Origin of the sequence: Streptomyces sp. NBC_00234 (assembly GCF_036195325.1) — a bacterium.
In the GTDB taxonomy this organism is placed as follows: Bacteria; Actinomycetota; Actinomycetes; order Streptomycetales; family Streptomycetaceae; genus Streptomyces.
In genome coordinates this window covers 2161829-2181131 of the sequence record NZ_CP108101.1, presented here as the reverse complement: position 1 = coordinate 2181131, position 19303 = coordinate 2161829, and the positions used below count along the sequence as shown (strand labels likewise).

Here is a 19303-nt window from a genome sequence, read left to right as displayed (position 1 = left end):
CACCTCGTGACCCCCTTACGGTCGGCCCGGCTACCGACTGTCAGTCCGGGATGGCACGCTTGTCCTTGTGACCGAGATTGACGCAAAGATCGATGCTCTCGTCCCTGCCTGGCTCTACCTCCCCGACATCGCGGAAATGCTCGATATCGAGGTGACGCGCGTGCGGCAGCTGGTCAAGGAAGGCCAGCTCATCGCCGTACGACGCGGTGAGAACCGGGCACTCCAGGTGCCTGCCGCCTTCATCGACGGCGACAAGGTGGTCAAGGGCCTCGCGGGGACCCTGACGCTCCTGAGGGACGACGGCTACAAGGACGAAGAGATGCTGGAGTGGCTCTTCACCGCCGACCCGACCCTGCCCGGTACGCCCGCGCAGGCGCTGAGTGAGAATCGCGGTACGGAGGTGAAGCGCCGCGCCCAGGCGCTCGCCGTCTGACCGAGACAACCGCACACGGAGTGCGGGCCGTGCCACACGGCCCGCACCCCGCCGTACCGACGGGGGAACCTCACCATGTCCACGCCTCGCACGCTGCTGTCCGACGCCCGGCTCTATCTGTGCACGGACGCACGCAAGAGGCAGGGTGACCTCCCCGCGTTCCTGGACGCCGTTCTCAGCTCCGGCGTGGACATCGTCCAGTTGCGCGACAAGGGCATGGAAGCAGGGGAGGAGCTCGAACACCTCGCGGTGTTCGCCGACGCGTGCAAGCGCCACGGGAAGCTCCTCGCGGTGAACGACCGCGCCGATGTCGCCCACGCCATCGGTTCCGACGTGCTGCACCTGGGACAGGGAGACCTGCCGGTGCCCGCCGCCCGGGCCGTCATAGGCCAGGACGTGGTCATCGGCCGCTCCACCCACGGCGAGTCCGAGGTCGACGCCGCGGTCGCCGAGCCCGGCGTGGACTACTTCTGCACGGGCCCCTGCTGGCCCACCCCGACCAAGCCCGGCCGCTACGCACCGGGCCTCGGGCTCGTGCGCTACGCGGCCTCGCTCGCCCAGCCGCGCCCCTGGTTCGCCATCGGCGGGATCGACGCGGGCAATCTGGACGAGGTCCTGGACGCGGGCGCCCGCAGGGTCGTCGTCGTGCGGGCGATCACCGAGGCCGATGATCCGGCCGCGGCCACCGCCCACCTCGCCGAGCGCGTCAGGGCACGCGCCAGCTGAGAAGGGCGCTGTCCGGGTTGTTGTCCGAAGGGTGGACAACACCCCTTTCAATTCGGGCAAATTGCCTGATCTGGTTGGGGTACCGCCCAGCCCTGGTTAACCTCCCAGTATGGCCCTTGGCACACCCTCCACCAGGACGGATCACGCGCGCACCGTGCGTGAGCTGCTCGCGACCGGCAAGACCTCGTACTCGTTCGAGTTCTGGGCGCCCAAGACGGAAAAGGGCGAGCGGAACCTCTGGAATGCGCTGCGCCGGGTCGAGGCGGTCGCCCCGAGCTTCGTCTCCGTGACGTACGGAGCCGGTGGTTCCACCCGCTCCGGGACGGTCAGGGCGACGCAGCAGATCGCCGAGGACTCCACGCTCACCCCCGTCGCGCACCTCACCGCCGTCGACCACTCCATCGCGGAGCTGCGCAACATGGTCGGGCAGTACGCGGACGCCGGAATCAGGAACATCCTCGCCGTGCGCGGAGACCCGCCCGGCGACCCGATGGGTGAGTGGGTCAGGCACTCGAGCGGTGTGCGGTACGCGGCCGACCTCGTCCGGCTCATCAAGGAGTCCGGCGATTTCTGTGTCGGCGTCGCCGCCTTTCCCGAAATGCACCCGCGCTCGACCGACTGGGACACCGACATCGGTCATTTCGTGGACAAGTGCCGTGCCGGTGCCGATTATGCGATCACTCAGATGTTCTTCAATCCGGAGGACTATCTGCGGATGCGTGACCGTGTGGTCGCTGCGGGTTGCGAAACGCCCATCATTCCCGAGGTCATGCCGCTCACCAGTGCCCGGCAGCTGGAAAGGTTCGCGCAGCTCAGCAACGCATCTTTCCCTTCCTCGCTGAAAGAACGCATCCTCGCCGCCAAGGACGATCCCGCCGCTGTACGCTCCATTGGCATCGAGTTCGCAACGGAGTTCTGCGCGAGGTTGCTCTCCGAGGGTGTCCCCGGACTGCACTTCATTACGCTCAACAACTCGACGGCAACGCTCGAGATCTACGAGAATCTCGGACTGCACAAGCAGTCGTGACCGGCCGTACCCGCCACCTACCGGGGGCGGTGGCCGCAGGAGGGGGCGGGCGTGGGCTGGACGGTCCTCTACATCGCATTCGGCATCGTGGCGCTGTGGCTGCTCGGTGAGGTGCTGCTGCAGTACAAGGCACGGCTGCGCTGGCGGCTGCTCGCCTTCGGCGGCTTCCTCCTCGTGGTCATAGGCGTGCTGATCCCGTCCGTGCTGGTGATCGCCCTCGGCGCTGTCGCCTTCGCGACCGGCCAGACCTATGTGACGCTCTCCTTCAGGCGGGGCTTCTCCACGGGCTGGGCCATAGGCGGCAGTCCCGGCGAGAGCCGGCGCCGCCGCGGCGGAAGCGAGCAGTCCGCCACCAGGGAGCCGACCCTGGAGGTCTCCGACCTGGAGTACCAGCCCGAACCGGAGGCCCCCGCCGCGGTCTACGCGCCGGAGCCGCTGCCCGACGACACCGGGCAGTACGGCGTGTACACCGAGTCCGCCTACGCCGCAGCGAACGGCGGGCGGACGGAGCACGGCGAAGCCCCGTACGACGCCTACGCCCCGTACCCCGACTACTCCCAGCCCGCCCAGGACCCCTACGCCGGGCAGGACGGCTACGCCACGCAGGGCACGTCCCCGGGCCAGGACACCTACGCGGGGCAGTACGACTACGGGACGGGCCAGCAGAGCTACGCGGCGTACTCCGACCCGTACATCGGGACGGGTACCACCGGCGGCTCCGCGCCGTACGGCTCGTACGACAGCTACGGCAACGGTTACGACAGCTACGGCGGCCAGCAGCAGTACGCCGATCCCTACCCCCAGCAGTACGGCGCGGAGACCCCGCCGGGAGGCGTCTGGGTTCCGCAGCAGCGCGAGGCCGAGCAGTATCCGCCGGTCCCTCCGCAGGATCCCGTACAGCCCGCCCCGTACGGCAACGGCTACGACACCGGCCAGAACGAGCAGTACCGCTACTGACGGTCCCTCCGGTCCGGGCTTCCCGGCCTCACCGGGAGCCGCGGAACCCGTCACCCTCCACGACGAGTCCGGCGACCAGTGCCCCCGACATCCCGGCGTGCGCCAGTCCGCCGCCGGGATGCGACCAGCCGCCCGCCAGATACAGGCCCGGCAGCCGGGTGCGGTTGCCCGCGTGCAGCCAGGCGCCGTCGGCCCCGGCCAGCGCCGGCGCCGGCACCGAACCGCCCTCCGCGCCGGTGTCGGCCGCGGTCTCGGCGGGGGTCCGCACCTCCGTGCGGATCACCCGGTCCCGCAGGCCGGGCACGGCCGCGTCGGCCACACCGACGACCGTGTCCGCGTACCGCTCGCGCAGTGCCGCGTCCGTCCAGTCGACCGGACCCTGCGGGGCCACCGTCACCATCAGGCTCACCGCCTCGTGCGCCTCGTCCGGACGGGTCGACGGATCGTCGGGCCGCAGCACCGTCACGGTCGGCCGTTCGGCGAGCCGGCCCCCGAACACGGCCTCCCGCTCCGCCGCCCCGTCCGCGCCGTGCACCACGGTCCGGTGCACGGCACCGGGCTCCCGGGCACCGCGCAACGACAGCATCACCAGGAACCGGCCCGGCACGGGCCCGCTCCCCGGGCGCGGCTGCGCCGCCACGTCCCCGTCCTGCCACAGCGCCTGACCCGGCACCAGCTCCGCGCGCGGCTGCGCGCCCAGCACCACGTGGTCGGCTTCGGCGCTCTCGCCGTCCGCCAGCTCGACGCCCGCCGCCCGGCCGTCCTTCTCGATGATCCGGACCACCTCGGCCCCGAAGACGAAGGTCACCCGCCGCGCCAGGCACCGCTCGTACACCGCGCGGGCCAGAGCGCGCATGCCCCCGGAGACGTACCAACTGCCGAAGGTCTCCTGCATGTACGGGACGAGGGCGGCGCTCGCCGGGGCGTGGCGAGGGTCCAGTCCGTACGACAGGGCGTATCCGTCGAGCAGCGCTGCCAGCCGGGGGTCGGCCAGCTCCCAGGCACCGATCTCCGCGACCGTCCCCGCCTGCCGGGCGGACCGCAGCAGTCTGCGCTGCCGGACCGCGGGATACGGATCGCGGCCCAGGACCTGCCAGTCGGGACGCAGGGGCTCCTCCAGCAGGGGGCGCCGCGAGCGGTCCCAGGCATCCCCGGCCCGGTCCATGAACGCGCCCCAGCGGCCACCGGCGCCCGCCCCGAGCGCCTCGTCCAGGGCGGAGACCACGCCGGCCCGCGAGGCGTTGGGCAGCGATACCGCCGTGCCGTCCGGGAAGAGATGCCGGCTCGCCGGGTCCACCTGGGTCAGCGTGACGCACTGCTCCAGGGACTCCTTGCCGGTCTTCACGAACAGGTCGCGGTAGACGGCGGGCAGGTGCAGCAGAGCCGGCCCCGTATCGAAGGCGAAGCCGTCACGGGCATACCGGCCGACCGAGCCGCCGTACGTCGCGGACCGCTCGTACACCGTCACCCGGTGGCCTGCCACGGCCAGCCGGGCCGCCGCCGCCATCGCGCCCGTCCCGGCGCCGATCACCGCAATTCGTGCCATGTCAGTGACCCTAAGGGGTGCCACCGACAGCTCACTCGGGAGGCCGGTGCACCACCGCTCCGGCCAGGCGTCTCTCCTCGCGCCGCTGGGCCCTGCGGCGCAGGAAGCGGCGGATCCGGGAGGCCAGGAAGACCAGTATCGCCATCCCGAGAACCAGCAGCGTCGCGGCGACGGACGCCGCGGCCAGCGGATGGAACATGGCGAACGTGATGATCCCGGCGACGCCCAGGTCCTCGGCCGTGCTCACCGCGATGTTGCTGAACGGCTCGGGGGAGGTGTTGACCGCCATCCTGGTGCCCGCCTTCACCAGATGACTCATCAGCGCGGTGGAACCGCCGACGGCCCCGGCCGCGAGCTCCGGCAGCGAACCGCTCTCGCCGGCGAGCAGCGCGGCGACGACCGCCCCGGCGAGCGGCCGGACGACCGTGTGCACCGCGTCCCAGGCCGAGTCCACGTACGGGATCTTGTCCGCCACCGCCTCGCACAGGAAGAGCACGCCGGCCACCACGAGGACATCGGTGCGCTGCAACGAGGCGGGCACCTCGTCGGTGAGACCGGTCGCACCGAAGACGCCGAGCAACAGGACCACCGCGTAGGCGTTGATCCCGCTGGCCCAGCCACTCGTGAACACCAGGGGGAGTACGGACACGGACGCGATCGTAACCAGCCGCGGCCCGGCGCGGGTGGGGTCGGGTGCGCAGCCCTGAGTATCCGTACCTAGTGCGGGAGATGAGTAGGTGTGCGGATAGGCCCTGACCTGCGCGGACGGCAGAGTGTGGAGCACGGAAGGGGCAAGGCGCCAGGACCGCCGGCACGGGGCGGCGGAACCGGCGGTGCCCCTGACGCAACGGGGGTGCACGGCGGAGGGCCCGGGACCACGGGGGAACACGGGGTCACGGGGGAAGGGTTCTCCGGCAGCACGGAAAACGCCGGTCCGGTGGAGTTCGAGGGGGATCGAACTCCACCGGACCGGCGTCTTCGTGTCCGGCTGTGCCTCCGGTGCCCCGGCTTCAGCGCCCGCTGACCCGCCCGTGCAGCAGCAGGGACAGCGCCGAGTGCACGTCGTCTATCGACCGCTCCGGCTGGAACGCCTGCCAGTCGAGCGCCGCGACCAGCACCATCCCGACGAGCGCGGCCGCGCTCAGCGGAATGTCGATCTCCTCGCTCAGCTCGCCGTTGCGGACGCCCTCCCTGAGCACCCCTTCGACGACGGCCACGGCCTCCTGGCGCACCACCAGGAGGGTCGCCTGCCAGGCGCGGTTGGTGCGCCAGAGCTCGGCGACGTACAGCTGGGTGAAGGCCGGGTAGCGGTCGATGAAGACCAGGCCCGCCCGGATCATCGCGTCCAGAGCCTCCACCCGGGTGCCGCCGCGCGCCTCGGTCTCCTCGGAGGCGGAGCGCAGCGACGCGGTGAGGAGCCCGACGCCGTGCCGCAGCAGCTCCTCGAAGAGCTCGGTCTTGCTCTTGAAGTTGTAGTAGACCGTGCCCTTGGCGACGCCGGCGCGCTCGGCGATCTCGTCCACCGTGGTGGCGGAGAAGCCCTTCTCGGCGATGAGCGTGACCGCTGCCTCGTAGAGCTTCTGCCGGGTGGCCTGGCGGCGCGTGCTGCTACTGCTTTCCATGCGATCGATTCTCACAGGTCCGGGCGCGCTCACAGACTGAGCTCCGGATGCAGCCGGTCCAGGGTCCACACCTGCTTGCGCCGCGCGGAGACCGCTGTCAGGGCCAGCGCCCCCGCGGTGAACGCCACCAGCACCGCGCAGGCCTGCCAGACCGGGCCGAGTCCGCCGCCGGTGATGAGCCGGCGCAGGCCCTCGACGATGTAGCTCATCGGCAGGAACGGGTGGATGGCGCCGAAGAACCCGGGGCTGGTCTGGACGGGGTACGTTCCGCCCGCCGAGGTCAGCTGCAGCATCAGCACCGCGAGGACGAGGATGCGCCCCGCGGCTCCGAAGCGGGCGTTGAGCCACTGCACGATCGCCGCGAAGCAGCAGGTCACCAGGGCCAGGAAGCCGATCGTCGCGGCGGGGTGGGCCATCCGGAGGCCGAGCCCCCAGTGCAGTACGGACATCAGCGCGGCGACCTGGAGCACGCCGATGGCGACGACGGGCAGCCAGCCGGCGAGGGCGATCCGCCAGGCGGAGGCCCCGGCGGCCAGCGCCCGCCTGTTGAGCGGCTGGATCAGCATGTACGCCACCATCGCGCCGACCCAGAGGGAGAGCGGGATGAAGTACGGGGCGAATCCGGTGCCGTAGTTCGGGGCCGTGTGCAGGGACGAGGACGCCAGCTGTACGGGATCGGCCATGACGCCCGTACGCGCGTCGCGGTCCTTCTCGGAGTAGTCGGGGATCTTGGTGACGCCGTCGTTCAGGCCCTGGGCGAGAGTCGCCGAGCCGTCTCCGAGCCGGAAGAGCCCGCTGTCCAGGTCGGTGGCGCCGGTCTTGAGCTTGCCGACACCGGTGTCCAGGTCCGAGGAGCCGGTCTTCGCGGTGCCCAGGCCGGTGTGGAGCGCGTCGGCGCCCTTGGCGACCTTGTGGGCGCCCGTGTTGAGCGCGTTGATCTTCGAGACCGCGGACTCCAGGTCGGTGTCCAGGTCCGGCGAGCGCTTCGCGAGGGCCTCGGCCTGCCCCTGGAGCGTCGTCAGGTGGCCACGCAGCTTCTTGAGGTCCCCGTCCTGGTTCTTGACCAGCGCGTTCACGTCGTCGGCCACCTTGGCGACGTCGGCCGCCGCCGTCACTGCCCGCTTCAGTGGCGCACAGACACCCGGGTCGGGCAGCAGCTCGTCCTCGCAGCGGGTGCGGTGGACCTCGGTGAGGTCGTCGGCGGCGGTGTGCGCGGCGGTGGCCGCGGTGGGCGCCGCCTTCACCAGCAGGTCGAGGTTGTCCCGCACCGTCTTTGACGAGTCGGCCACCAGCCGGGCCGTGTCGCCGATCGCCTTGCCGTTGTCCTTGAGGAACGGGCGTACGTCGGCGGCGATGCCGTTGACCTTGTCGGCGAGGAGCTGGGTGCCGCCGGCGACCTGCCGGGAGCCGGTTTCGAGGTCTCCCGCCCCCTTCTCCAGCTCGGTGATCCCGCCGGCCAGCCTGCCGCTGCCCGCCTTGGTGTCCTTGAGCCCGCTCGCGAGGTCCTCGGAGCCCTTCTTCGCCTTGGAGATTCCGCCCTTGAGGTCGTCGGCTCCCTTGGCCGCCTTCTCCGTGGCGTCATGGATTCCGGAGAAGGAGATGAAGATCCGGTCCAGGAACCCGCGCGAGGCGTTCGTCGACGCCGCGGTGCGTACCTCGGAGAACACCGTCCGGGAGATCTGCCCGACGATGTAGTTGTTCGCGTCGTTCGTCCGCACCTGGAGAGCGCCGGTCTCGGGGGATTCGCCGGAGCTGGAGGCGATCCGCTTGCTGAAGTCGGACGGCATGGTGAGCGAGAGGTAGTACGTGCCGTTCTCGACGCCCCGGCCGGCCTCGGCGGAGCTCACCTCGTGCCACTCGAAGACCTTGGAGTCGAGGAGCTTGCCGGTGATCTCGTCCCCGGCGGCGAGGCGCTTGCCCGAGACGGTCGCTCCCTTGTCGTCGTTGACCAGCGCGACGGGAATCCGGTCGAGGCGCCCGTACGGGTCCCAGAACGACCACAGGTAGAGGGCTCCGTACAGCAGGGGCAGCAGCATGAGCGCCACCAGTGCGGCGCGCGGCAGCTTTCCCCTGCCGAACCGCTTCAGCTCAAGCGCGGCCAGTTTCGGCGATCGCATCGGCCGTCCCCTCCTCGGTCGTGGTGTCGGTACGTACGGTGAGCGCGCCCTCGGGAGCCTCGCTGCACACGGCGATCACCGTCGTGCCGTCGTCGGCGACGGAGCGCAGCAGCGCCCATGCCTCGGCCCGCTCGGCGTCGGACAGCTTGAGGTCGGTGTCGTCCACGGCGAGCAGCCGGGGGCGGCCGATCAGGGCGAGCGCGACCGACAGGCGCAGCGCCTCCAGCCGCTCCAGATCGCGTACGGAGGTCCGTTCGGCCTTGGGCAGGGTGGCGGGGTCGAGTCCGGCCTCGTCCAGAGCGGCGTCGATGCGGGCCCGCGCGGTCGCGGCCCGTTCGGCGCGGGGGCGGAGCAGGGTGCGCAGCGAGCCGTCGAAGCGGCGCTGGAGCAGGGCCCGCTCGCGCAGGTGCTCGGCGACGGTGAACGCGGGGTCGAGTTCGCTGACGCCCGGCACCGGACCCAGGGCGCTGATCCTGCGGACCGCGGCGAGCTTGCCGGGAAGGCGCAGGCCGCCGGTCTCGGCGTGGCCCTCCGTGGAGCGCATCCGGCCGGTGAGTGCGAGGAGCAGGCAGGTGCGCCCGGAGCCGGACGGACCCTCGACCGCGAGGAGCGATCCGGGCGCGGCGGTGAAGCCGACCCCCCGGAAGGCCCATCCGCGCGGCCCTCTGAGCCCGAAGTCCTCGGCGCTGACAGCTGCCCCGTGCGGGCTGTCCACAGACCCTCCCCTTTTGAACTGACTGGTCAGTGCAAAAATCTAGCCCGAACTCGCGATCGAAGCAAAAGGCCAGGTCAGAGAGGTATCGACCGGAATTGTCAGTGGCGGCCGTCACCATGGATACAGACGGCCACGAAGCCGTCACGCGACGACAGGAGGTTCGTCATGGCCAGCTCGTCCGCAGCAGCCGCCCCGCGGCGCCGCCCAGGCAGCCCTGCCCCCTCACCGACCGGTCCGGCAAGCGACGTCCACCCCGTAGTGCGCCGGGCCACGGCGCCGCCCGCCGCCCTCGATCTGCTCGCCAAGGCCCGAGGCGGCCTTGACGAGGCCGCCGTGCTCGACGTACCCAACGAGCGGTACGCCACCGCCCACCTGGCCGCGCTGCGCACCGCCGCGGCCGTGCTCGCGGCCCGTGGCCGCCCCGAGACCAGCAGGCGGCGCCGGGAGCGGATCCGGAGCGCCTGGGAGGTGCTGCCGGAAATAGCCCCGGAGCTCACCGAATGGAGCGCCCTGTTCGCCTCGGGGGCCGTGCGCAGGGCCCGCGCCGAAGCCGGCATACCGGGCGCCGCCACCAGCCGTGACGCCGACGATCTGCTGCGCGACGCCGCCATGTTCCTGCGGCTGGTCGAGCGGCTGCTGGTGCTCCAGCCGGTGCTTCCCCAACCGAGAAACGGGCGGGCCGAAGCGGGGTGACCGGGACGGCGGCGCGAGGCAATAGGGTGGGCGGACCCGTACCACCTGCACTGTTCACGCTCCGCCGTCCGTGGCGGCACCGTGCCGAGGAGTCAACTGCCGTGTCGGACCAGCCGCGCCCCCGCGCCTCCCTCCGTACCGCCGTGGTCTGGGAGGTCCTGAAGGACGCTCTCGACCGTCGGGTCAAGGCGACTGGCAGGGACACCCTGGACGTCCTGGACACCGGTGGCGGCACCGGCAACTTCGCGGTGCCCGTCGCCCGGCTCGGCCACCGGGTCACCGTCGTCGACCCCAGCCCCAACGCGCTCTTCGCGCTGGAGCGCCGTGCCGCCGAGGACGGCGTGGCCGAACGGGTCAAGGGGGTCCAGGGAGACATCCTCGGCCTGTTCGACGTGGTGGAGCCCGGCGCCTACGACGCGGTGCTGTGCCACGGCGTCCTTGAGTACGTGGACGACCCCGCCGAGGGCGTACGGAACGCGGTCGACGCGCTCCGTCCGTCCGGCGCGCTCAGCCTGCTGGCCGCCGGTCTCGGCGGGGCCGTCCTGGCACGGGCACTCGCCGGGCACTTCACCGAGGCCCGGCACGCGCTGACCGACCCGGCGGGCCGCTGGGGCGAGGGCGACCCCGTACCCCGGCGCTTCAGCGCCGACCAGCTCACCGAGCTGGTCGGGGCCGCCGGCATGGAGGTGGGAGCGGTCCACGGCGTACGGGTCTTCGCCGACCTCGTTCCCGGCGTCCTGGTGGACACCGAACCGGGTGCGGTCGAGGCACTTCTCAAGCTGGAGGCCGCCGTGGCCGAACTGCCGTCCTTCCACGCCGTCGCGACCCAGCTGCACGTTCTGGGCGAGAAGCGCGCCTGAAGCGCGGCGGGGAGGCTGCCGGGGGTGGCCGCCGGGTGGCCGGAGCGCGGCTGATCAGCAACGCAGCTGCAGACGGAGTACGGCTCCGGGCACCCGTTCAGGGCTCCGGCCCCGTATGATCGGGTGACACCATTCGGCATGACGGATCGGACGTCGGGGAATCTACGCCTCAGCAGACGAACCGACATGGCGGTCCGGACTGGTTAATGGCTACAGGGCGGGTTTCACGGGGGCGAATCCCTGCCTATCCTGGAAGGGCCGCATACCGGTCGCCCCCCGCGGCCGACGACTAGGAGGACTCCGTGCCGCTCTCGGAGCACGAGCAGCGAATGCTCGAGCAGATGGAGCGAGCGCTGTACGCCGAAGATCCCAAGTTCGCGACAGCGCTTGAGGGAAGCGGGCTGCGTACGTACACCCGGCGACGGGTCTACCAGGCGGTCGCTGGCTTTCTGGTGGGTATCGCGCTCCTCATGGCCGGAATGGTCGCCCAGCAGATCTGGATCAGCGTGGTGGGGTTCCTCGTCATGCTGGGCTGTGCGGTGCTCGCGGTCACTGGGTGGCGCAAAGCACCCAAGCCCGGGGAACAACAGCCGGCCGGGAGCGGGGGCGCAGGCGAACGCCGACAGCCCAAGCAGCGCCGGTCGATGATGAACCGGATCGAGCAGCGGTGGCAGCGCCGCCGCGACGAACAGGGCCAATAAGTACGTCCGGCCCCCGGGAGAAAACCGGCCCGGACCGAAGAACATGACGCCAGACACTTATGGGTGAGGGGCGGTCGCATTTCTGCGACCGCCCCTCACCCGTTCCCTGTCCGTGCCTGTTCCCTGCCCGTTCCCGTGCGCAGCCTGCGTGCCGAGGTCCGGCCCGCAGGCCGGGCCCCGTCCCCGCCCAGCCTGGCTGCGCCCCGGGATCCCGGGGCGCAGGCTCCGCTCAGCCCTGCTGGCGGGAGAACCGGCGGAACCGCCCGGCCCACCGGTCGCGCCCCGGGCGCTCCGTCCACCTGAGGACGAGCGCCGTCCAGCGCTCCGAAGCCGACCACACCACCCGTACGGCCGAACGGGGCGCGATCGTCGCACGGAGCCGGGTCGTCCGGCCGACGGAGGCCCGCAGAGCGGACCGGACGGCCAGCACGTCCTCGGCGAGGCCCGTGGCCGCCTGCGGCTGCGGGGCGTACAGCACCTGTTCGACCGCACCTGCCACCCGGTGGGCCGAGGCCCCCGCGGCGCCGTCCAGCCCGCCCAGCCGCACGATGCGTGCCGCCGCCTTGCGCGGCGTCTGCGAATCGTCCGGCGGGATGCCATGGTCCCAGGCCGTGTCCGTGAGCTCCCGCCAGGCCGCCAAGGTCCGGGCCATGGCGTCTCCGGGCGTACGGCCCGGGGAGGAATTCAACCTGCGCCCGCGGGCACGGGTCCGCCAGAGCAGAGGCACCAGGGGCAGCGCCAGGACGAGCGCGGCGGCGAGGCCCAGCAGCAGCACGGTGCCGGCCGGAGTCCCCGGATCGGTGGGACCCGCCGCGCCGGGAAGGGCCGAGGGACCGCACTCACCCTGTCGGCGCAGCTGCTCCGGGCAATTCTGCGAGGCGGACGGGGCGGCCGACGGAGCCTCCGAAGCACCCGCCGACGGCTGAGCCGGATCGTTCGTACTGCCCGAAGGGGCATCCGGGAGGGTGTACGAAGGAGTGCTGCCCCGGGTCGGAGTCGGCTCGAAGCGCGTCCACCCCACACCCTCGAAGTACAGCTCGGGCCAGGCATGGGCGTCCCGCAGCCCGACGGACACCGAGCCGTTCGACTTGAACGTCCCCGGGGTGAAGCCCACCGCGACCCGGGCCGGAATGCCCAGGGTCCGCGCCATCGCGGCCATCGTGAACGAGAAGTGGACGCAGAAGCCCTGCTTGTCCCTGAGGAACCGGCCGATCGCCGCCGTGCCCGTCCCGGAAGTCACCGTCGTGTCGTAGGTGAAGCCGCCCTCCGATGCGAACCAGTCCTGGAGTGCGACGGCCATCTCGTACGCGTTGGCCGAGCCCTGCGTCACCTTGGCCGCGGTCCGGCGGACGACGTCCGGCAGCGAATCGGGCACCTTCGTGTACTCACGCGCCAGGTCGGACGGCGGTGGGCCCGCCGATGCCAGCTGGTCCGCGGTCGGCCGCACCACCAGGCTGCTGACCTCGTACTGCGCATTGCCCGTCGTCTGGCCGTCGTCCCCGACGAGGGTGCGGCCCTCGGGCTCGTACCGCCAGCGCCCGCCGATCTTCACCTCGGTCGCCGGGTAGGGCAGCGGCAGATAGGTCTGCTGGTACGAGGGCGACGCGGAGAGGTTCGTCCTGATCTCCGTGACGGCGACACCCGGCTTCAGACCGGCGGGCTCCGGGAGGCGTCCCGGTACATCGGTCAGCCGGCGGGTCGAAGGCCGCCACTCCGCTCCGTTGAACTGGTCCAGGGCGAGGATCCGCAGATAGAAGTCGTCCGGGGCTCCGGAATTGGTGCGATACGACATCACCTCCCGGTCCTCCGGCTGGTTCAGGTTGTTCTGGAGCGAGACCAGGGGGTTGACCGCGGAGATGGTGCCTCCGCCGCCGCCCCTTCCCGAGCCCGTGCCCGAGCCGGCCAGGAGCCCGCTGTCGAGAGCGGGCAACGCCGCCGGAACGACCAGTGCGATACCGAGCGTCAGTGCCCCGATGCGCCGGCCGGTCCGGACCGAAGCGAGCGCCCGCCCGCCCGAATCCGCGATGCCGGCGGCCAGACCGCCCGACGATCTGGTCGCACCGCCGAAGACCCGCCCCCACTGGGAGAGCCGGTTGCGGCCCTCGGCCAGCAGCAACAGCAGGTAGCCGGAGGCCGCGAGAAGGAACCAGAGCCAGCCCGCTCCGCCGTCGGCCAGCCCGGCGGCGACCGAGTAGAGCGCGAGCAGCGGCAGCCCGGCAGGGGCCGCACTGCGGAAGGTCACCGCGAGGGCGTCCACCAGGAGACCGATCAGCAGCACTCCGCCGACCAGCATCAGCCGGATGCCGTCCGTCGCGGGAGCCGGGATCGCGTACTTGCCGACGTCGTCGGCGCCCGCCGTGAACAGTTCCGCGAGCCACTGGACGGCCTGGGGACCGGGCAGCACTCCGAAGAGGGCCTGGTCCCTGGCGAACGCCACGGTCACCAGCACCAGCGTGACCAGTGCCTGGGCGGCGACCGTCAGGGTCCGCGCCAGGGGCACCCGGCGCGCCAGGGCTCCCACTCCGCTCTGGACGGCCAGCAGCAGCGCCGCCTGAAGAATCCAGTTGGCCGGGTCGACCAGCGGCAGCAGGGCGCCCGACGCCATCAGCGTCGCCGCGAACGCGCACAGCGCCAGCCGACCACGACCGCTCATGACCATCCCCCAGAGAAACCTGTCGTGCCGCCCGTCGAGGCGGACTGTGTGTCGCCGTGCTGCCGGCCCGCCTGCTGCCAGAGCCGGGCGAGCGGGGTCCCGGGCGGAACGGCCACGGCCGTCCAGCCCGACTCCCGCAGGAGCCGCAGTCGCCCCTCGACCGGGGCGGGCGGCGCTTCCTCCCCGCCCCGTACCCAGCCCTCGCTGTCCAGGACGAACGCGACGGCGGCGCCGCTGCGCTGCCGCATCCGGCTCGCCACCGCGACCTGCTCCTCGTCGAGATCACCGAAGAACGCGATCAGCAGTCCTTCGTTGCCGCCACGCAGTACGTCGTACGCACGTGACAGACCGCCGCCGTCCGAATGGTCGACGACCGCGAGCGTGTCCATCATCAGTCCCGCGGAATCGGCGGACTCCTGGGTCGATCCGGCGAATCCGTCGGAGCCCTCGCCCGGTACCGAATTCCCGTCGTCCGTGAGCAGTCGTACCGCGAAGCCCCGCTCCAGCATGTGCACCAGGGCCGAAGCGGCTCCCGACACGGCCCACTCGAAGGCGGAGTCGGGTCCGGCTCCCTGGTACGCGATACGCCGGGTGTCCAGCAGCACCGTGCACCTGGCCCGCTGCGGCTGCTCCTCGCGGCGCACCATCAGCTCGCCGTAGCGCGCGGTGGAGCGCCAGTGGACGCGGCGAAGGTCGTCGCCGTGCCGGTAGCCGCGCGGAATCACATCGTCCTCGCCGGCCAGGGCCAGCGACCGCTGTCGCCCGTCGCCGTACCCCGAAGCCTCACCGGCCAGCCGCAGCGTCGGCAGCGCCTCCGTGCGGGGGATGACCGTCAGGGTGTCGTACGCACTGAACGAACGGGTCAGCTCGCACATCCCGAACGGATCGCTGAGCCGCAGCTGCAGCGGCCCCAGCGGATAGCGCCCGCGCAGATCCGAGCGGACCCGGTAGGACACCTCGCGGCGGCCTCCCGCCTCCACACGGTCCAGCACGAACCGGGGCCGTGGCCCGAGCACGTACGGAACGCGGTCCTGGAGCATGAGCAGTCCCGTGGGCAGCCGGGAGACGTTGTCCATCCGCAGATGAACCCGGGCCTCCGACCCGGCGGGCACCCGTGACGGGGACAGCCAGCGGCTTCCGCTGACCCGGTAGCGGGTGCGGTACAGGACCGTCACGCAGATCAGCGGCAGCACGGCGAGCAGCAGGCCGACCCGCAGCAGGTCGCCCTGGCCCAGGACGTAGGCGCAGACCGCCGCGGCGACCCCGGCCGCGAGGAAGGACCGCCCTCGCGTGGTCAGCCCGCCGAGGGCTGCCCGGAGGCCGCCCTTGTCGCCGTCGTTCTCCACCGCGCCGGGCCCCCCGGCCGCCATCACAGCCGCCGTGTGCCGGGCTGCTGCTGGCCGTACACCGGGCGGCTCGGCTGATGCGGCGGCCTGGGCGGGGCCGCGCCGCCGGCCGTGGTGGGCACGGGCGTGCGCTGCAGGATCTCCAGCACCACCTGCTCGGCGGTCCGGCGGTTCAACTGGGCCTGGGCGGTGGGCAGAAGCCGGTGGGCGAGAACCGCCACCGCGAGCGCCTGCACATCGTCCGGCAGGGCGTACTCGCGCCCGCTGAGCGCCGCTGACGCCTTCGCGGCACGCAGCAGATGCAGGGTCGCGCGCGGTGATGCCCCGAGTCTGAGATCCGGGTGGTTACGGGTGGCACCGACGAGCTCCACCGCGTACCGCCGGACCGACTCGGCCACGTGGACCGTACGCACCGCGTCGATGAGCTTCACGATGTCGTGGGCGTGCGCCACCGGCTGCAGGTCGTCCAGCGGAGAGACCCCGCCGTGCACGTCGAGCATCTGCAGCTCGGCCTCGGCGCTCGGATATCCGATCGACACCCGGGCCATGAAGCGGTCGCGCTGGGCCTCGGGCAGCGGGTAGGTGCCCTCCATCTCGACCGGGTTCTGGGTGGCCACCACCATGAAGGGGTTGGGCAGTTCGTACGTCTGCCCGTCGATGGTGACCTGGCGCTCCTCCATCGACTCCAGCAGCGCCGACTGGGTCTTCGGCGACGCGCGGTTGATCTCGTCGCCGATCACGATCTGGGCGAAGATCGCGCCCGGTTTGAACTCGAAGTCCCGCTGCTGCTGGTCGAAGATCGATACCCCGGTGATGTCCGAGGGCAGCAGGTCGGGAGTGAACTGGATGCGTCGCACCGAGCAGTCGATGGACCGCGCCAGAGCCTTGGCCAGCATCGTCTTGCCGACTCCGGGGACGTCCTCGATGAGGAGATGTCCTTCCGCGAGCAGCACGGTCAGCGAAAGCCGTACGACCTCAGGCTTGCCCTCGATCACACTCTCCACCGACCTGCGCACCTGCTCCACTGTGGTGGTCAGATCTGTGAGGCTCGCTCGATCGTCATAGGTCGTCACCCGGCCCTCCTCGGCACCTTTGTGCAGGGCCGACGCGCATCGCTGCCCGGCCCACCCCGAAATACGGACACTCCGCGGAAGGCCCGTGGAGACGTCACACCCGCATTCTTGTTGCCGTTACCGCTTCGTGTCACTCGCCTGTGGATAAGTGGGTGCGATATGTCGGGAGTTGCTCCGGTTTCCGTGCGCGATGATCGCGCACGGCGTGCCGGGCGGCGCCGGGGTGGGTCAGGAGGCGGGCGGGATCTCGCGCAGCAGACCCGTGGTCACGTCGAAGACGAAACCGCGGATGTCGTCCGTGTGCAGCAGGAACGGTGACGTGCGTACTCGCTGCATCGACTGCCGGACGTCCTGATCGGCGTCGGAGTACGCCTCCACCGCCCAGACCGGACGCTGTCCCACCTCGTGCTCCAGTTCCTGCCGGAAGTCCTCGGTGAGTGATTCCAGACCGCAGTTGGTGTGGTGGATGAGGATGACGCTGCGGGTGCCGAGCGCGCGCTGGCTGATGGTCAGCGAGCGGATCACGTCGTCGGTGACCACGCCGCCCGCGTTGCGGATGGTGTGGCAGTCGCCGAGCTCCAGGCCGAGCGCGTCGTGCAGGTCGAGACGGGCGTCCATGCAGGCGACCACGGCCACCTGCAGGACCGGCCGGGCGTCCATGCCGGGGTCGCGGAACTCGTCCGCGTAGTGGGCATTCGCCTCGACCAGTCGATCGGTGACCGTACCGCCGGAACGGGCCGCGCCCGCGGCGGGAGAGGTGGGCACGGCGGGGGAGTGCGCGGAAGTCGACATGGAGACGACGTTAGTCGTCACGACTGGCCCCGGCGTGTTGTGGAAAGGGACAAAGAACGTCAACGAGGCTTGTTGTGAGGTAACCCACAAGCCTCACAGCGGTGCGCCCGGTCGAGTGAGCATCCGCGTGCGAAGAGGCCGGTGCGACGCGCTGCCCACTTCGTTGATCGGGAATCGATCGAATGGCAGGGTGGACTAAAGTGACGCGAAGTTACCGACACACCTCGCACATTCTTCATATTCCGTACGCCCCCGTGATGTGCGGCGTGCGTGCGGCCCGGCCCTCTCCCGCTCTCCGGTCGGTCGGCGCCTCCTTCCCCGGCGCCGGTGGACCTCCCCTTCTGAGCGGGCGGGGACCAGGCCGCACGGGCAGCCGCGCATGATCCGAGCCTGAGAGGGCGCATGAGCCAGACCCGACACGTCCCGGTGATGCTCCAGCGATGCCTGGACCTGTTGGCCCCGGCTCTGGAAGCCCCGGGCCCCCGGCCGCCGGTGGTCGTCGACTGCACCCTCGGCCTCGGCGGACACAGCGAGGCGCTCCTCGCCGCGTTCCCCACGGCCCGGCTGATCGCACTCGACCGCGACAAGGAGGCGCTCCGCCTCTCCGGCGAGCGTCTCGCCCCGTACGGCGACCGCGCCACCCTGGTGCACGCCGTCTACGACGAACTGCCCGAGGTCCTCGACCGGCTGGGCATCCCCAAGGTCCAGGGCGTGCTCTTCGACCTCGGTGTGTCCTCGATGCAGTTGGACGAGGCGGACCGGGGATTCGCGTACGCCCAGGACGCACCCCTCGACATGCGCATGGACCAGACGACCGGGATCGGCGCCGCCGAGGTGCTCAACACCTATCCGCCCGGCGAACTCGTACGGATCCTGCGTGCGTACGGCGAGGAGAAGCAGGCCAAGCGGATCGTCTCCGCCGTCGTGCGCGAGCGCGAGAAGGAGCCGTTCACCAACAGCGCCCGCCTCGTCGAGCTGATCCGTGACGCGCTGCCGCAGGCCGCCAAGCGGACCGGCGGGAACCCGGCCAAGCGCACCTTCCAGGCCCTGCGCATCGAGGTCAACGGTGAGCTCACCGTCCTGGAGCGGGCCATCCCGGCAGCGGTCTCGTCCCTCGCCGTCGGCGGCCGTATCGCCGTTCTCTCGTACCACTCGCTGGAGGACCGGCTGGTCAAGCAGGTCTTCGCGGCCGGCGCCGCCAACACGGCGCCCCCCGGCCTGCCCGTCGTGCCCGAGCGCTACCAGCCGCGGCTGAAGCTGCTGACCCGTGGCGCGGAGCTGCCCACGGAGGAGGAGGTCGCCGAGAACCGGCGTGCCGCCCCCGCGCGGCTGCGCGGCGCTCAGCGCATCCGCGAGGAGGAGCGATGAGCGACTCCGCTCCGGCCGGCCCGGCACCGGGTACGTCCGAGGCGATGCCGTGACCAAACCGGCCGAACAGTTGAAGGGGCGGGCCGCGCGGCTCGCCCGGCTGATGCCGTCGGGGCCCAGTAACGCGGCCCGTACCCCCTTCGTCCTGCTGGTCGTTCTGCTCCTCGGCGGCGGTCTGATCACGCTGCTCCTGCTGAACTCGTCCCTCAACGAAGGGTCGATCAGGCTGACCGATCTGAAGCGGGAGACCACGGAGCTCACCGACGAGCAGCAGGCCCTTCAGCGGGACGTCGACAGCTACTCCGAGCCGGACGCCCTGGAACGGCGCGCCAGGGAACTGGGCATGGTGCCGGGCGGCAGCCCCGCCTTCCTGGACCCGGACGGCACGGTACGGGGCAATCCCGTGGAGGCCACCGCCGAGCCCACGCCCACCGTCGCGCCGAAACCGGTGGAGCCCGCGCCCGACAGCTCGCCCAGCTCCTCCGCTTCCTCCGCCGACGCCTCGCCGGACCCGTCGGCCTCGCAGTCCGCCTCCGCGCAGCCTTCCCCCGGAGCCTCCGGGACCCCGACCGCCCGGACCTCCGGGACCCCCGGAGCCCAGCGGCAGGCCCCCGCCGAACCAGAGTCCGAGTCCGCAGCAGAGACCCCGCCCACGACGAGCCCCGGCAGGTGAC

The 19303-nt window shown here is 71.6% G+C and carries 18 protein-coding genes; 9 read left to right on the top strand and 9 right to left on the bottom strand.

Annotated elements, in window-relative coordinates:
• Window positions 1–67 precede the first annotated feature (67 nt).
• From OG230_RS09465 to OG230_RS09450, 4 genes are all read left to right on the top strand, one after another.
• Complete coding sequence (locus OG230_RS09465) at window positions 68–433, top strand: Rv2175c family DNA-binding protein (RefSeq protein WP_328909701.1); 366 nt, start codon at window positions 68–70, stop codon at window positions 431–433.
• 75 nt (window positions 434–508) lie between these two features.
• Window positions 509–1159, top strand: coding sequence for a thiamine phosphate synthase (gene thiE / locus OG230_RS09460; RefSeq protein WP_328909700.1), 651 nt, complete (start codon window positions 509–511; stop codon window positions 1157–1159).
• Between the two features lie 109 nt (window positions 1160–1268).
• Window positions 1269–2186 carry a methylenetetrahydrofolate reductase [NAD(P)H] gene (gene metF, locus OG230_RS09455; RefSeq protein WP_328909699.1) on the top strand — a complete coding sequence of 306 codons (918 nt, stop codon included), beginning with the start codon at window positions 1269–1271 and terminating at the stop codon, window positions 2184–2186.
• 51 nt (window positions 2187–2237) lie between these two features.
• Window positions 2238–3143: a hypothetical protein gene (locus OG230_RS09450; protein ID WP_328909698.1), complete on the top strand. Its 906-nt coding sequence runs from the start codon at window positions 2238–2240 to the stop codon at window positions 3141–3143.
• 28 nt (window positions 3144–3171) lie between these two features.
• On the opposite strand, the gene OG230_RS09445 is transcribed toward OG230_RS09450, so the two are convergent.
• From OG230_RS09445 to OG230_RS09425, 5 genes are all read right to left on the bottom strand, one after another.
• On the bottom strand, window positions 3172–4689 hold the full coding sequence (locus OG230_RS09445; RefSeq protein ID WP_328909697.1) for a phytoene desaturase family protein: 1518 nt from the start codon (window positions 4687–4689) through the stop codon (window positions 3172–3174).
• Window positions 4690–4720: 31 nt separating this feature from the next.
• The gene (locus OG230_RS09440; protein WP_328909696.1) at window positions 4721–5338 is read right to left on the bottom strand and encodes a DUF4126 domain-containing protein; all 618 of its coding nucleotides are present in this window, start codon (window positions 5336–5338) and stop codon (window positions 4721–4723) included.
• A gap of 361 nt (window positions 5339–5699) precedes the next feature.
• Window positions 5700–6311, bottom strand: a complete 612-nt coding sequence (locus OG230_RS09435) for a TetR/AcrR family transcriptional regulator (protein WP_328909695.1) — start codon at window positions 6309–6311, stop codon at window positions 5700–5702.
• Between the two features lie 29 nt (window positions 6312–6340).
• Complete coding sequence (locus OG230_RS09430; RefSeq protein WP_328909694.1) at window positions 6341–8428, bottom strand: YhgE/Pip domain-containing protein; 2088 nt, start codon at window positions 8426–8428, stop codon at window positions 6341–6343.
• On the bottom strand, window positions 8400–9143 hold the full coding sequence (locus OG230_RS09425; protein WP_328909693.1) for an ATP-binding cassette domain-containing protein: 744 nt from the start codon (window positions 9141–9143) through the stop codon (window positions 8400–8402). Before OG230_RS09425 ends, OG230_RS09430 begins: the two co-directional genes overlap by 29 nt.
• A 165-nt stretch (window positions 9144–9308) precedes the next feature.
• Here OG230_RS09425 and OG230_RS09420 point away from each other — a divergent pair, with 165 nt between their 5' ends.
• The 3 genes from OG230_RS09420 to OG230_RS09410 all read left to right on the top strand — a co-directional run bounded on the left by OG230_RS09420 (window position 9309) and on the right by OG230_RS09410 (window position 11397).
• Window positions 9309–9836 (top strand): SAV_6107 family HEPN domain-containing protein, encoded by a 528-nt coding sequence (locus OG230_RS09420; protein ID WP_328909692.1) that lies wholly within the window; start codon window positions 9309–9311, stop codon window positions 9834–9836.
• A 101-nt stretch (window positions 9837–9937) separates the two neighbouring features.
• Entirely contained in the window at window positions 9938–10696 is a 759-nt protein-coding gene (locus OG230_RS09415; protein WP_328909691.1) for a methyltransferase, read from the top strand.
• Between the two features lie 302 nt (window positions 10697–10998).
• On the top strand, window positions 10999–11397 hold the full coding sequence (locus OG230_RS09410; RefSeq protein ID WP_328909690.1) for a DUF3040 domain-containing protein: 399 nt from the start codon (window positions 10999–11001) through the stop codon (window positions 11395–11397).
• Window positions 11398–11626: 229 nt separating this feature from the next.
• Here OG230_RS09410 and OG230_RS09405 read toward each other — a convergent pair whose 3' ends face one another.
• The 4 genes from OG230_RS09405 to OG230_RS09390 form a co-directional block, all read right to left on the bottom strand.
• Entirely contained in the window at window positions 11627–14050 is a 2424-nt protein-coding gene (locus OG230_RS09405; protein ID WP_328909689.1) for a DUF3488 and transglutaminase-like domain-containing protein, read from the bottom strand.
• A complete protein-coding gene (locus tag OG230_RS09400; RefSeq protein WP_328909688.1) occupies window positions 14047–15420 on the bottom strand; it encodes a DUF58 domain-containing protein in 1374 nt (457 codons plus the stop codon). The genes OG230_RS09405 and OG230_RS09400 overlap by 4 nt, the downstream gene beginning before the upstream one ends.
• Window positions 15420–16469, bottom strand: coding sequence for an AAA family ATPase (locus OG230_RS09395; RefSeq protein WP_328909687.1), 1050 nt, complete (start codon window positions 16467–16469; stop codon window positions 15420–15422). The genes OG230_RS09400 and OG230_RS09395 overlap by 1 nt, the downstream gene beginning before the upstream one ends.
• Window positions 16470–16697: 228 nt before the next feature.
• The gene (locus OG230_RS09390) at window positions 16698–17261 is read right to left on the bottom strand and encodes a beta-class carbonic anhydrase (protein WP_328909686.1); all 564 of its coding nucleotides are present in this window, start codon (window positions 17259–17261) and stop codon (window positions 16698–16700) included.
• Window positions 17262–17663: 402 nt separating this feature from the next.
• Between OG230_RS09390 and rsmH the strand changes: the two genes are divergently transcribed.
• Together rsmH and OG230_RS09380 are read left to right on the top strand one after the other, a co-directional pair.
• Window positions 17664–18629: a 16S rRNA (cytosine(1402)-N(4))-methyltransferase RsmH gene (gene rsmH / locus OG230_RS09385; protein WP_328909685.1), complete on the top strand. Its 966-nt coding sequence runs from the start codon at window positions 17664–17666 to the stop codon at window positions 18627–18629.
• 49 nt (window positions 18630–18678) lie between these two features.
• Window positions 18679–19302: an FtsB family cell division protein gene (locus OG230_RS09380; RefSeq protein ID WP_328909684.1), complete on the top strand. Its 624-nt coding sequence runs from the start codon at window positions 18679–18681 to the stop codon at window positions 19300–19302.
• Window position 19303: the final 1 nt, after the last annotated feature.

Bases quoted from the DNA above. Each gene is read 5' to 3' on its own strand.
- OG230_RS09405 (WP_328909689.1), bottom strand. From the start codon at position 14,050: ATGAGCGGTCGTGGTCGGCTGGCGCTGTGCGCGTTCGCGGCGACGCTG.
- metF (WP_328909699.1), top strand. From the start codon at position 1,269: ATGGCCCTTGGCACACCCTCCACCAGGACGGATCACGCGCGCACCGTG.
- OG230_RS09400 (WP_328909688.1), bottom strand. From the start codon at position 15,420: ATGGCGGCCGGGGGGCCCGGCGCGGTGGAGAACGACGGCGACAAGGGC.
- OG230_RS09430 (WP_328909694.1), bottom strand. From the start codon at position 8,428: ATGCGATCGCCGAAACTGGCCGCGCTTGAGCTGAAGCGGTTCGGCAGG.
- OG230_RS09390 (WP_328909686.1), bottom strand. From the start codon at position 17,261: ATGTCGACTTCCGCGCACTCCCCCGCCGTGCCCACCTCTCCCGCCGCG.
- rsmH (WP_328909685.1), top strand. From the start codon at position 17,664: ATGAGCCAGACCCGACACGTCCCGGTGATGCTCCAGCGATGCCTGGAC.
- OG230_RS09435 (WP_328909695.1), bottom strand. From the start codon at position 6,311: ATGGAAAGCAGTAGCAGCACGCGCCGCCAGGCCACCCGGCAGAAGCTC.
- thiE (WP_328909700.1), top strand. From the start codon at position 509: ATGTCCACGCCTCGCACGCTGCTGTCCGACGCCCGGCTCTATCTGTGC.
- OG230_RS09420 (WP_328909692.1), top strand. From the start codon at position 9,309: ATGGCCAGCTCGTCCGCAGCAGCCGCCCCGCGGCGCCGCCCAGGCAGC.
- OG230_RS09445 (WP_328909697.1), bottom strand. From the start codon at position 4,689: ATGGCACGAATTGCGGTGATCGGCGCCGGGACGGGCGCGATGGCGGCG.